Source organism: Mesorhizobium sp. M7A.F.Ca.US.005.03.1.1, from assembly GCF_003997975.1.
GTDB lineage: Bacteria > Pseudomonadota > Alphaproteobacteria > Rhizobiales > Rhizobiaceae > Mesorhizobium > Mesorhizobium ciceri.
Map to the genome: position 1 here is coordinate 165,666 of NZ_RZRO01000002.1, position 12,539 is coordinate 178,204.

At 62.4% G+C, this 12,539-nt stretch carries 14 protein-coding genes and 1 tRNA gene; 7 read left to right on the forward strand and 8 right to left on the reverse strand.

The window, feature by feature from the left end; translation table 11 throughout:
- Positions 1-58: 58 nt before the first annotated feature.
- Entirely contained in the window at positions 59-751 is a 693-nt protein-coding gene (locus EN990_RS01815) for a DUF2270 domain-containing protein (RefSeq protein ID WP_013530519.1), read from the reverse strand.
- Positions 752-1,227: 476 nt separating this feature from the next.
- Between EN990_RS01815 and EN990_RS01820 the strand changes: the two genes are divergently transcribed.
- The 3 genes from EN990_RS01820 (at position 1,228) to EN990_RS01830 (ending at position 3,958) form a co-directional block, all read left to right on the forward strand.
- Positions 1,228-1,749, forward strand: coding sequence for an Hsp20/alpha crystallin family protein (locus EN990_RS01820; RefSeq protein ID WP_127370606.1), 522 nt, complete (start codon positions 1,228-1,230; stop codon positions 1,747-1,749).
- Positions 1,750-1,875: 126 nt separating this feature from the next.
- Entirely contained in the window at positions 1,876-2,610 is a 735-nt protein-coding gene (locus EN990_RS01825; protein ID WP_127385452.1) for a gamma-glutamylcyclotransferase, read from the forward strand.
- Positions 2,611-2,806: 196 nt separating this feature from the next.
- Positions 2,807-3,958 (forward strand): acyltransferase, encoded by a 1,152-nt coding sequence (locus EN990_RS01830; RefSeq protein ID WP_127369946.1) that lies wholly within the window; start codon positions 2,807-2,809, stop codon positions 3,956-3,958.
- Here the strand turns inward: EN990_RS01830 and EN990_RS01835 are convergent.
- The 5 genes from EN990_RS01835 to EN990_RS01855 form a co-directional block, all read right to left on the reverse strand.
- Entirely contained in the window at positions 3,945-5,924 is a 1,980-nt protein-coding gene (locus EN990_RS01835) for a glycoside hydrolase family 127 protein (RefSeq protein ID WP_127385453.1), read from the reverse strand. The genes EN990_RS01830 and EN990_RS01835 overlap by 14 nt on opposite strands.
- A gap of 14 nt (positions 5,925-5,938) precedes the next feature.
- Positions 5,939-6,796: a carbohydrate ABC transporter permease gene (locus EN990_RS01840; RefSeq protein ID WP_127366280.1), complete on the reverse strand. Its 858-nt coding sequence runs from the start codon at positions 6,794-6,796 to the stop codon at positions 5,939-5,941.
- Positions 6,796-7,719 carry a sugar ABC transporter permease gene (locus EN990_RS01845; RefSeq protein ID WP_024503911.1) on the reverse strand — a complete coding sequence of 308 codons (924 nt, stop codon included), beginning with the start codon at positions 7,717-7,719 and terminating at the stop codon, positions 6,796-6,798. The genes EN990_RS01840 and EN990_RS01845 overlap by 1 nt, the downstream gene beginning before the upstream one ends.
- Positions 7,720-7,993: 274 nt before the next feature.
- Positions 7,994-9,241 (reverse strand): sugar ABC transporter substrate-binding protein, encoded by a 1,248-nt coding sequence (locus EN990_RS01850; RefSeq protein WP_013530526.1) that lies wholly within the window; start codon positions 9,239-9,241, stop codon positions 7,994-7,996.
- A gap of 63 nt (positions 9,242-9,304) precedes the next feature.
- The gene (locus EN990_RS01855; protein ID WP_127385779.1) at positions 9,305-10,348 is read right to left on the reverse strand and encodes a LacI family DNA-binding transcriptional regulator; all 1,044 of its coding nucleotides are present in this window, start codon (positions 10,346-10,348) and stop codon (positions 9,305-9,307) included.
- A 458-nt stretch (positions 10,349-10,806) separates the two neighbouring features.
- On the opposite strand from EN990_RS01855, the gene EN990_RS01860 reads away from it, so the two are divergent.
- The 4 genes from EN990_RS01860 to EN990_RS01875 all read left to right on the forward strand — a co-directional run bounded on the left by EN990_RS01860 (position 10,807) and on the right by EN990_RS01875 (position 11,760).
- Positions 10,807-10,882 (forward strand) — tRNA-Cys (locus EN990_RS01860).
- A gap of 202 nt (positions 10,883-11,084) precedes the next feature.
- Positions 11,085-11,288: a hypothetical protein gene (locus EN990_RS01865; protein ID WP_027160879.1), complete on the forward strand. Its 204-nt coding sequence runs from the start codon at positions 11,085-11,087 to the stop codon at positions 11,286-11,288.
- A 5-nt stretch (positions 11,289-11,293) separates the two neighbouring features.
- A complete protein-coding gene (locus tag EN990_RS01870; RefSeq protein WP_027160878.1) occupies positions 11,294-11,485 on the forward strand; it encodes a hypothetical protein in 192 nt (63 codons plus the stop codon).
- A 53-nt stretch (positions 11,486-11,538) separates the two neighbouring features.
- Complete coding sequence (locus EN990_RS01875) at positions 11,539-11,760, forward strand: DUF6500 family protein (RefSeq protein WP_127367757.1); 222 nt, start codon at positions 11,539-11,541, stop codon at positions 11,758-11,760.
- 31 nt (positions 11,761-11,791) lie between these two features.
- On the opposite strand, the gene EN990_RS01880 is transcribed toward EN990_RS01875, so the two are convergent.
- A complete protein-coding gene (locus EN990_RS01880; RefSeq protein ID WP_013530531.1) occupies positions 11,792-12,058 on the reverse strand; it encodes a DUF1488 domain-containing protein in 267 nt (88 codons plus the stop codon).
- Positions 12,055-12,303, reverse strand: a complete 249-nt coding sequence (locus tag EN990_RS01885; protein ID WP_127369190.1) for a hypothetical protein — start codon at positions 12,301-12,303, stop codon at positions 12,055-12,057. The genes EN990_RS01880 and EN990_RS01885 overlap by 4 nt, the downstream gene beginning before the upstream one ends.
- Positions 12,304-12,539: the final 236 nt, after the last annotated feature.

A 12,539-nucleotide genomic window follows, 5' to 3' on the forward strand; every position in this document is an offset into this window, starting at 1 on the left:
ACCATTTCAGCGCGCGGGCCGCCGTTTGGTTGCAGCGGCGTGTTGCCGGGCATCAACGTCAAACATGCACGTCGCCAAAGGACAGTTCGCCGTCGTTATCGGCCGTGAAAAAGACGATGGCAAGCAACCCGACATAGAATGCGGCCACGACAACCACGATCGCCACACCGGGAACGGGGCCAAGGGCGGCGCTGTCTACGGCTTCGCGAAGCGAACCGGCAAAGCCGGTCCTGACGCCCACGGTTTGAAGGCTGGGCGTGGATATCTTGAGCACCCAGGCCAGCAAGAGGATCAGGAACAGGTAGATGTAATTTCGCCGCAGCCGACGGGCTAGCGCGACGCGCTGCGACAGCAGGAACTTCGGCGCGCGTAGGCCTTCCCCGACGATGAGCAGCCAGTCCGAGGCAAAGTCGGGCTGTGGGGAAAAGATCTGCGCGAAATAGTGGCGCTCGAACTGGCGTACGCGCGCCCGATAGAAATCGAAGAACCGATAGCGGCGCGCCTCGATCCATAGCAGCAGCAAGATCAGCAGCATGGCGAAAAGCAGCACGCCGTGATGCGCACTGGCCGTCGACAGCGATACCGAAAGCAGCGCCGCCACCACCGTGATTGCCCAGTTGGTTGTCCTGTCCAGCCGGTCGCGCCATCCCGCCATGCGAGCGATCTCGGCGCGGTGAAAATGCGACAGCGTGTTGACACGCTCCGCCGATGAAAGGACGGGGCCAGCGGGCTGTGCCGACGCGTCGTTCATGGCATCCTCCGGCAAGGAACAGAACGGCCTGCCAGCGGCATTGTTCCCTGTCCTCGAGACCGCCGATCCAGCCGACCAGCCGCGCGTTGACGCCGAGGCGGCTCCGGTCCAGCAGACATCAAGCCGGCGGTTGACCACTGTTTCGCGACATGCCGATCGAAGGGCACGACTGATGTGGACAGCACCGGTGACGCAGGCACCTGCATGCACCAATCACATTACATTACGAGGTCTTGACCCACCCGCGACGGAGTCCAAAATCCTCCGCACCAGTGCCGACGAGGCGCCGGCTTCACGGGCGCCGCGCGGGTCAGGGGCGGTGGCCCTCGGGCAGGCTCAGGTGCGCGAGCCCCCGCCACTGATCCAGGCGTTCCCAACTGGACGGGAGCGCCAATGGCGCAGACGCGCATCGTCCGAGCATGGCAACCAGAGCATGCAAACGAACGATAGACAGGATCAAGAAAGGAGCAAATGCAATGACCATTCGTGATCTGATGCCATGGGGTCGCGATCCAAACCAGGTTCCGACCCTCTCAGGCGACCGCGATCAGGACCCATTCATGAGCCTGCATCGCGAGATGAACCGCCTTGTTGACGACATGTTCCGCGGTTTCGGTTCACGTCTTCCATCCTTGGGCAGGCTCTCTTCAGCGGGCGGTGGCTGGCCTAGCGTGGAAATCTCGGAAACGGACAAGGAAATCCGCGTGACCGCCGAGATACCCGGCATGGAGGAAAAGGACATCGAGGTGTTGCTCGATGACGGCGTCCTGACGTTGCGCGGTGAAAAACACGCCGAAACCGACGACAAGGAACGTCAGTTCTCCGAGCGATTCTACGGCCGCTTCGAACGTCGCATTCCGATCGGCTTCGAAGTCGAAGAAGACAAGGTCGCTGCCGATTTCCGCAACGGCGTGCTGTTCGTCACCTTGCCGAAATCCGAGAAGGCACAGAACAAGATGAGGCGCATCCCCATCGGCGGCAAGAGCACCAAGCACTAGAATGATTGGATGCCGGGCGGGAGGGTCACCCGCCCGGCATCGGCCGTTGAATTTTGCGCCGGTCACATGGACCCTTGAGAATCCCTCTGCCTTCGGCAACATGACGGCGACGGTAGAGGGTATGAAATGAACCAGCCGATTTCTGCCATATCGCCGCGCAAGTCCGTGCCGCGCAACACGCCGATGGCGCTGACCGAGGCGTTGGTCGCGCGCACTATGCGTGCTGTCGAGGATGCCGGGCTGACGCCGGGCATGGTTCACATGACCGATGCCGACTATGCGCGTATCCGCGACGAGGTGCTGGCCGGCGCTCCGGCCGGGCCGCTGAAACTATTTGCCTATGGCTCGCTGCTGTGGAAGCCCGCCGGCGAGGTGAGGGGCGGAGGACGCGCGGTGGCCAGCGGCTGGCATCGTTCGTTCTGCTTCACGGTGCAGCGTTTTCGCGGCACGGTCGAGCAGCCCGGCTTGATGATGGCGCTCGATCGCGGCGGCCAGTGCCAGGGCGTGGTGTTCGAGATCGCGGAACCGGTGGCGGCCAACCTCGAAGCGCTGCTGCGCCGCGAAATGACCATCCTGCCCGCCGTCAACGTGCCGCGCTGGCTGCAGGTCAGGACCGAAGGCGGCCCATGTCGCGCGCTTGGCTTCGTCGTCGATCCCGCCAATCCGCGTTATGCCGGCAAGCTCGACAAGCAGGCGATCGCGGCGACGCTGGTGACAGCCGTCGGTCATTGGGGCTCGGGCGCGCAATATCTATTCGAGACGATCCGCCACCTCGAAGCCTGCGGCATCCGCGACCGCAATCTGTGGCGGCTGCAGGAACTGGTGGCGGAAGAGATCGGGCTGACCGTCGCCCAGAAGTGATCCGCCCAGAAGTGATCCGCTCAGACGCGGCACGCTTCAGTCGTGTTTGGCTCCGGATGCTTGCAGGCCACAGCACCTTGCGAAGCAAATCTCTGATTTCGGAAGTCTCCGCAGTGAAGGTTTAATGAATTGAAAACAGTTCTGGGCCAACGATGACCTGAACACCGGCGCAGGACACGGTGCGCGTGGGCCAATCATGAAATCCTCGACCGGAGAGCACTACCCAGCGCTGGATCATGTTCGTGGCCTGGCGGCTTTTCTTGTCTTTACCTGGCATTTCCTTCATGCTTCTCCTGAAGGCCCCGTGCCTTATGACTTCGTGCCGGCTCTTCCTATCTTCAGCGTTCTGGATGAAGGGCATACTGGCGTTTCCCTGTTCATGGCGCTTTCCGGCTACCTGTTCGCCAAGCTGCTCGATGGAAAGCAGATCAACTATCTGCCCTTCTTTGCCAACAGGGCCCTCAGGCTGCTTCCGCTTCTCCTGGCCATGCTATGCATCGAGGCCTGCCGCAGGTACGTGGCCGGCCAGTCCCTCGACGGGTATTTCACGGGCGTCGGATTGGGGTTTCTTTTTCCCACCCTCCCGAACGGCGGCTGGTCGATAACGATCGAAGCGCACTTCTACCTGTTGCTGCCGTTCTTGCTGATGGTATCCAGGCGGTTTGTGTTCGCGCCCTTGCTGTTCATCGCGGCAGCCATTGTGCTGAGGTCCGTCCTGTATGTGCAGATCGGCGAAGTGCAGTCGGCGGCGTCCGCAACCATCATAGGCCATGCGGATCAGTTCCTGGCCGGCATTCTTGCCTTTCACCTGCGTGCCCACGCGAAGAACCAACACTGGCTGGCGCTGGCCGTGCTCATGGCTTTTTCGGGGTTCTTCTGGTGGTTCGATGCAGCCGGCGGATTTTACCAACTGGGCCGCTATCCGTCGCCTCATTGGATATGGATCATCCTGCCGACCCTGGAGGCGGCAGCCTATTCATTCGGCATCGCCTACTACGACACGAGCTTTTCGAGAAAGCGAACAAGCCCGCCATTCAGGGTACTGGAGAAGGCTGGGGCCTACAGCTATTCGATCTATCTTCTGCACCTGTTCTTCGTCATGCAATTGGCAGCGTTCATAGACACGAATGTCATGAGCATCAGCAATTTCTACGTCGCATGCCTCTGGTCCGCATTGTGCTTCGTGGCGACGATCCCGATCGGCTATCTCAGCTATACCTGCGTCGAGGCGCCATTCCTGCGCCTGCGTCTGCGCTATATGGACCAAAAGCCCGAAACCGCGGCATCGACCGCGGCTGAGCTTGGATCGGTCATCGCCGATACACCGACCTCGTTCAGCCGTCCCTGAGCCATACCAGCATCTCGCCGGGCTCGCGGTTGTCCCAGGCGAAATAGGGAATGGCGGTCAGTCGCGTCTCGGCGGTGGCCGGCGGCTCGGGCCTGTAGAGCCCGTCCTGCCAGCCGTCGGAGACATCGGCAAGTGCCGCGGTCGACAGCGTCACCACGCCGCCGAGAAGTTCCGGCCGGTGCTGCGCTTCGATGGTGGCCGTCCGCGGCAGCGTCAGGCGATGCGGCTGGCTGTCATTGTCTGATGCCTCGAAGCAATAGATCAGCGGGCCGCGTGACAGCGCGACGCGACCAGCATCCTGGCGCACCTGCGGGTTGGCATAAAGCCGCTCGATCGGCATTTCGAGATCGAGCCGGACATTGTCGCCCTTTTTCCATGTCCGCTTGATCGCGGCGTAGCCGTCGCTGGTGATATCCGCCAGCCTGATGGCTTCGCCGTTTATCTTCAACCCGGCACTGGCGCTCCAGGCGGGAATGCGCAGGTGCAAAGTGAACTCGACCGGCGCCCGCGGTTCGAGCATGATGTCGACGGCGCCGTCCCAGGGATAGCTGCTGACCTGCGTCAGGCTCACCGGGACGCCCGATATATCGAAGCGCGCGGTCGAGTCGCCATAGAGGTGGACGGCCAGCGCATCGTCGGCCAGGCTGTAGAAATAGCTGCCGATCGAGGCGACCATGCGCCCGATATTGGGCGGGCAGCACGGGCAGCGGTGCCACTTCCACCTGTTGTGCTTGCCCCGGCTTTCCAATGGATTCTCGTAGAAAAACAGCGAGCCGTCGAGCGACAGGCCCGAGATCGAACCGTTGTAGAGGGCGCGTTCCATCATGTCGGCGTAGCGCGCGTTCGGCCCCATGCCGAGCATGCGGCTGGCCCAGAACACCAAGCCGACCGCCGCACAGGTCTCGGCATAGGCGCTTTCGTTGGGCAGGTCGTAGTCGCTGGTGAAGCCCTCATTGTGCGCCGACGGCCCCAGTCCGCCAGTGATGTAGAGACTCTTGGTGGTGAGATCGTCCCACAGAAGGTCGAGTGCTGCTCGCAGCGTATCATCGCCATATTCGGTCGCGATATCGGCCATGCCGGAATAGAGGTACATCGCCCTGACAGCATGGCCGACGACCTTGTTCTGTTCTCGCACCGGGATATGCGACTGGCTGTATTCATAGGTCTTGAAATGATAGGCCTTCGGGTCGGCGCCGCGGGCGCGGGCCTCCTCGTCGAAATAATGCGGCTGCTGACCGCGCTGGTCGATGAAGTATCTGGCCAACTCCATATATTTCCGCTCGCCGGTCACCCGTGCCAGCTTGACCAGCGCCAGCTCGATCTCCTCGTGGCCGCAATAGCCCTTCTTCTTGCCGGGCTCCGGGCCGAGTACCGACGCGATGTGGTCGGCATAGCGGCACATGATATCGAGCAGCTTGCGTTTTCCCGTCGCCTGGTAGTAGGCGACCGCGCCCTCGATCAGATGGCCGGCGCAATAGAGCTCGTGGCAGTCGCGCAGATTGGTCCAGCGCTTGCCGGGCTGGATGCGTTGGTACCAGCTGGAGAGATAGCCGTCCTCCTGCTGCAGCCTGCCATACATGTCGATGACGGCGTCGATCTTCTTCTCCAGTTCGGGATTCTTGCGCCGGTAAAGCGAATAGGCCGCGGTCTCGATCGTCTTGCCGAGATCGGAATCCCAGAACATCTGCGTGGTCACCGTCGATCCGGTGAATTCCGCGCCCTGGCGGTCGGCTTCGTCGGGAGAGGGCGAGTGGAAGGGGATGACTATGCCGGGCGAGGGACGGTCCGGATCGATCTGCTCCAGCATGCGGGCCTCCACGCAGCGCTCGTAAAGGATATCGGCGGTGCGGGCGGCGACAGCGTCGGCGCGATCGCCCCAGAAGCCGTGCACGTCGACCTGCGGCACCGGCAGCGGGCGGAAGGCGAGCTTCGGTTTCCCGGTTTTTGCGGATGGCGATGCGGTCATGAATTTACTCCATTCTATTTGACGGCCCCGGCCATCAGGCCGCGGATGTAGAAGCGCTGCAGCGCCAGGAACAGGATGAGGCACGGCACCATCATCACGGTGACGCCCGCCTGCACCGCGCCCCAGTCGATGGCGCCGAAGCGGCCCGACTGCAGTGCGGTCATCATCACGGGCAGCGTGAATTTGGATTGATCGGTCATCAGCACGAGGGCGGCGAGGAATTCGTTCCAGGCGCCGAGGAAGGCAAACAGGGCGATGGTGACGACGCCCGGCCAGACCAGCGGCAGCATCACCTTCCAAAGCATGGTGAGATTGCCGGCGCCGTCCATGCGGGCGGCTTCCTCGATCTCGCGCGGCACTGCGTCGAAGGCGTTGCGCATCATGAAGATCGAAAACGGCAGTTGCAGCGTCACATAAACGCCGACCAGGCCGGTCAGCGTGTTGTGCAGGCCAAGCTTGGTCAGCACCAGGAAGATCGGCGTCAGGATCGACTGGAACGGGATCATGATCGTCGACAGGATGAGGATGAAGAACAGGTCCTTGAACGGAAACCGGAACCGCGAAAAGCCGTAGCCGGCCAGCACGCTGACGGCGACCGACAGCACGACGGTCATCACCGAGACGTAGATGCTGTTTTGCGCCGAGACCCACAGCCCGTCGCCGAAGCTGTTGAGCGTGGCGTAGTTCTCCAGCGAGAAGCCTGATGTCGGCCAGGGCGGCAGCGGCGGCAGGCGCGCTTCGGTCGCTGGCTTGAACGCCGACAGCACCGCCCACACGATCGGCGCGGCAAACAGCACCGAGGCGACGATGCCGGTCGAATGCTCGCCGATGCGGCTCAAGAGCCGGCGGTTGCGGGAAGCGGCCTGCGCCATCAGTCGAGCCCCTCCGGCTTGCGCAGCAGCCACAGCTGGACGAGGCTGAGCGCCACCAGGATCACCAGCAGCACCATCGACAAAGCCGCGCCGTAGCCGAGCTTGAACGACACGAAGGACTGGTTGAAGATCCAGTAGACCGCCGTCAGCGTCTGGTTGCGTGGGCCGCCGCGCAGGATGATGTAGAACTGGTCGAAGGCGAGGATCGAGCCGGCGACCGACAGGATCAGGGCCAGCGCCAGCGTGCGGCGCATCAGCGGCAAAGTGATCGCCCTGAACCTGGCGAACGGACCGGCGCCGTCGATGACGGCCGCCTCCTGCAGATCCTGCGGGATCGATTGCAGGCCGGCCATCAGAATGATCATGGTGAAGCCGGCGACCTTCCAGACGACCATGGCGATGATCGACCAGAAGGCCGGCTGGAAGGTGGCCAAAAGGTTGAACTTCCTGTCGATCAGGCCAAGGTCGTAGGCGGCCGGGCTGAACAGGCCGGAATCGACGTTCAACAGCCATGACCAGAGCAGGCTGGCCGAGGCAAAGCCGACAACCGCCGGCATGAAGAACATCGTCCGGTAAAGATTGGTCAGCGGCCGCGGCCGCTCGACGAACAGTGCCAGCGGAAACGCCACCACGAAGATCGCGATGGTGACGATCACGGTGTAGTAGGCGGTGAAGCGCAGCGCGTTCCAGAACCGGGTGTCGCGCAGGATGGCGACATAGTTGCCGAGGCCGATAAAGCTGTGCTCGCCCATCAGGGGCCAGTTGTGCAGCGACATCCACGCCGTCATGCCGAGCGGGATCAGGAAAAAGACGACGACCAGCGCGACAGCCGGCGCGACATAGAGCAGGCCGATCCATTGGTGGCGGCTGGCGACCTTGCGGGCGCGGGGCGGGGCAGGGGTTGCTGCGGTGATGACGGTCATGACTGCGCGCTCGATGCTATTGGGACATTGGCAAAGAACCCCCTCACCCGGATTGCCAACCCAATTGAAGAGAGCAATTCGGGGCAATCCGACCTCTCCCCGAGGGGAGAGGAGGTTGCCGGGGATGGTGCCAGCCTCTTCTCCCCAGCGGGGAGAAGGTGGCCGCGAAGCGGCCGGATGAGGGGGTCTTTTCTCAACGCGATAGCCCTGCCGTTGGCGATGCGGTATCCGGCCACCCGCCCAGGGAGACAGGCGGGCGGCCGGCAGGCGTCCGCTACTTCTGCGGCGCCTGGTCGATGATCGACTGCATCGTTTCCTGCGCATTGGCTATCGCGCCATCGACATCGTCGCCGAAGAAGACCTCGTTGATCATCTGCGTCCACGGGCCGTTGGCGGAGTTGATCAGGTCGTTGAACACCACCGAATAGGGCGTCTTGCCCTTGGCCATGGCTTCGGCGGCGATCTGGTAGCGCGGATCGAGATCCTTCAACGCGTCCTTGGCGATGTCGCCGCGCACCGGCAGGCTTCCGTATTTGGCAAGGATGGTCTGGCCCTCGAGCGAATAGGCGAAATCGAGGAACTCCTTCACCACGGGCAGTTTCGTGGTGCCCTTGGTGACGACGAAATTGTCGCCGCCCGCAAAGGACGACCAGCCGCTGTCCTTGCCCGGCAGGAAGGTGACGCCGTAATCGATGTCGGGATACTGGGTGTTGAGCGCGCCGATGGCAAAGGCGCCGGACGGCGAGATGCCGATATTGCCGGCGGCGAAGGCGGCAAAGAAATTGGCGCCGGTGTCGGTCTGTGCGCCTGCCGGTACCAGATCCTTCTTGACCATCGAGCGGTAGAGATCGATGGCGCCGCGCAGCTGCGGGCTGTCCAGCGTCGCCTTCGAGCCGTCTTCGCTCAGGATGTCGCCACCAGACGCCCAGATCAGGGGCGTGAAGGTGAAGATGTTGCAGCCGCCGCAATTGCCCGAGAAGTAGAAGCCCTTGATGTTGCCGCCGAGCGCGTTGACCTTCTCGGCATCGGCCGCGATCTCGGCCCAGTTGGCCGGGCCTTTTTCGGGATCGAGGCCGGCCTGCTTGAACAGCTTCTTGTTCCAGATCAGCACCGAGGCGTCGGCGGAGAAGGGCAGGCCGTAAATGTGGTCTTTGTAGGTGCCGGTCTTCACATGCGCCGGCGACAGGCTGGCAAAATAGGGCAGGGACTTTGCCCAGTCGGTGATGTCCTCCAATTGGCCGGCTGCGGCGAAGGAGGGCGTGTAGATCAGGTCGAGCGACAGCGCGTCGGGCGCTGTGCCGCCGGCGGCCGCGGCACCGTATTTGGGGATGATCTCGGCATTGGGGATGATATCGAGCTTGACCTGGTTGGTGTGCGCCTTGTTGTAGGCATCGACGATCCTCGGCATGAAATTCGAACCGTCGGCGCGCACCCATATGTTGGCCGTCTCGGCGGCGGCAGTGCCGAGACCGCCGCCCAGAACGGCAGCGGCCAGGGCCAGTTTGGCAATCAGGTTCCTCATGTTCTCCTCCTCCAAGGTTGGCCGCGGTCCGCGGCTTGGCGCCGATTGCGCGGCGCTTCGTTTTCAGCCACCCGGCGGATGGCCGCATGACTGCCGCACCACCAGCCGGCACGGCAGTTTTCGAATGCCGGGCGCGGCGGGCTTGCCGCCGACCAGCGAAAGCAGGGTCAACCCGGCCTCGCGCCCGAGCGCGACCAGGTTCATGTCGACAGAGGTCAGCGGCGGGCGCGTCGCCTCGGCCACAATCTCCCAATTGTCGAAACCGATGACGCCGACATCACAGGGGACGTCGAGGCCGCGTTCGCGCAGAGCATCGATGACGCCGCGCGCGATCTGGTCGTTGCCGCAGAAGACCGCGTCGGGCCTTTCGCTTTTGCCGTCGAACAGTTGCGCAACCGCCTGGTGACCCCAGGCTTCCGACCAGGAGCCGAGCAGCGGCTCGCTGACCGTCAGGCCGTTTTCGGCGAGCACGTCGCGGTAAGCCTGAACGCGCGCGTGTACCACGGCAAAGCTCGCCGGCCCGGTGACGTGGGCGATGCGCTTGCGGCCAAGCCGGCAAAAATGCTCGACGGCCAGCCGGGCGCCGCCAACATCGTCCGAGACGAAGGCGACGGCGTCGGGGTCGGGCTGCGTGAAGGCATAGATCACCGGGACGCGCAGATTGGAGAGGTCGACGGGCAGATGGCGATCGATGCGCTTGCCAGTGGCGATGATGCCGTCAACGCGCTTGTCGAGCATGGCGTCGACATGCATCTGGCCCAGCCGCGGATCCTCCTCGACATTGCACAGGAACACCGAGACGCCATTGTCGACCAGCGCGTCCGAAATGCCCGACATCAGCGGCAGCGAGAAGCGGCCATAGGTATCGTTGGTGAGCAGGCCGACGGTGAAGCTGCGGCGTCGGAGCAGGCTTTGCGCCAGGCTGTTGGGCCGGAAGCCAAGCCGCCGGGCGGTCTCGCGAATGCGTTCGCGCGTCTCGGCTGTCATCCGGCCCTGGCTGTTGAGCGCCTTGGATGCGGTAGCGACGCTGACTCCGGCCTGCGCGGCCACGTCACGCAAGGTGACTGGCTTGGAAAAGACCGGAACAGGCAGATCGTCCGATGGCATCGCGCCGAGAGTCCTTAGTTGGAAAAAGGTTTTCTCTTACCGATCTGAAAGAGGCCCGGCAGGTGGCCGAGCCCGACTGAAATTGTTTGAGAAAACCTTTTCTCAGCTGAGGCTAGACCAGATTGGATCGCCGTTCAAGGGAAAAGCTGGTTGGGCCTCTGCTCTCTTCCTTCGAATGCAAACGCGGGTTAAAGCAGCGCCGGCAGCACTTAGCTCAGGGGAAGAGCGCCAGTCGCAGTGCTGGAGGCCCTCGGTCGAGACGGGGCGGGCTGCCGCTTGAGGCGTGAAGGATCGCAGCGTGCGCGGGATGCGAGGCCCGGCAAAGGGTTGGCGCTGCCGGGCAGCAAACCTGGCCGCAATATGTGCTGGCGGACGGTCTGAAGATCGTGCCGAAAATTCTGAACAGTCCCTCGGGATTAACCTTTCCGTAAATATTTGGCCGCTACTTCAACAGCCATGGCCTCGTGGCGGAGCGGCTACGCTGGAGACGGCAAATCTCTGAAGCCTCGGTTCGATTCCGAGGCGAGGCCTCCAAAATTTCGCGTCGAACAGCAGTCCCAATCTGCCCCAAGGGCAGTCAGTCCCCACGAATAGATTTGTGCGTTACGAAGGCGGTGCGGACCGGACGTTAAAGCAGTCCTGTCTTGCATTTGGCATGCCGGCACGCGCGAAAAGAGTGGTATGGAAGGGAGTCGAGCGTTCTTGCTTCGCTTTTTCCTGACATTCGAGGCCTTTCGTGCGTGAACCGTCGCTGCTGCCCGTCTTTGGAAAACTTGGCCTCAAGGCTCCTGCTGCCCTGGCGGCGGCACCGGCCTCGTCGGCAGGTGTGTCGCACCTGCGGAAGCTTCTGGCCGTGCATGGCGGCATGGTGCTGAAACTGTCGGTCGTCGCCTGGACGGTGCTGATCCTGGGCGCCGTGTTTTTCACGATGCAAGGCTGACCGGCATGGCCAACCGCTACACGCTGCGTATGGAGCTTCCCCAGAGCTGGAGCATCATCGATGTCTTCACCGGCCAGCCTGCGGTGGTCCGGCAAAAGGTGATGGTCGGGATGGGGCCGCGCGAGGCCGAGGACATGGTCGTGCAGATGAATGTCCGCGATGTCAAACGCCGCGAACGGGCCGAGCGCAAGGCCTGATCCGTAGCGGCCCGCCGGCGGAAGCCTGCCGCACCGCAAATCAAGGGATTCCCGTGAGAGCCAGCCTGAAGCAGAAGATACTGGAGGTTTGCGACCGCAAGATCTCCGAGAAGGGGGCCGGCGTCGGCGTGTCGTTCTATGCGTTTTTCGCCAACAGAAACGACAACCCCGAACTCCTGATGGAAGCCGCCGAATGGTGGATCAGAACCCACCGCCTCGACCATTTCGAAAAGGCTGCGAAGATACGCGCGATGGTCGAGGAGATGGATCTTTAATCGTCGTTTTGAGCGACATGCAATGGACTGATCAGCCGAAATCGGACGCCGTCAGCACATACATGCTCTTGTGGGTGCGGTCGTAGGCCTTCGACGCCACTTCGCGGATGGCGCTGCTCTCGGTGTCGAATGTCTGGAGATAACCGGCTTCATCGGCCGCGGTTCCCGGCCGCATCTTGGCCATGGCGTCGGCGGCGACGGAGAACGAGATCTGGAACATGCCGTCATGGCCGACGAAACGGATGCGCTGGCCCGCCTCGTCATAGCTGCGGCTGCGGTTGGGGAAGGTGAGGCTCATGTCGTAGCCTCCGTGACTTTCTTGGTCACCCGCTTCTTCTTCGGCGTCGGATTGAGGGCCTCGGCGACACGATCGGCCTCTTCCTTGGCCAGCCGAAGCTCCCTCAGCCTTGCCGTCTTGATCTCCCTGGCTCTTGCCTCGGACATATATTCGGCGGTCGCCTTGTTTTTCTCCGCTGTCTTCTTCTGCTTGTCGACAAAGCGGGCTTCAGCTTTTTCCATGATCGTCTGATTGCCTTCGGCCATCGAAGAAATCTCCCTTGTGCCTGAAATCGTGAAAGTGAACTTGTCCGATAAATAGGCACTCGATCGGCAAAATTCAATCTTTTGAATTATTTGACATTCTGCGGATATCACGAAACGGCCAGCTGAAATAATACTTTTGAATATTTAATTTGGTACGCGAATAATTTTTGGCACTCCTATCTATCGAGTGCCAACGCGTCTATAGAGGAGGGGCGTGGCCGCCTGTGCCGGCCCCC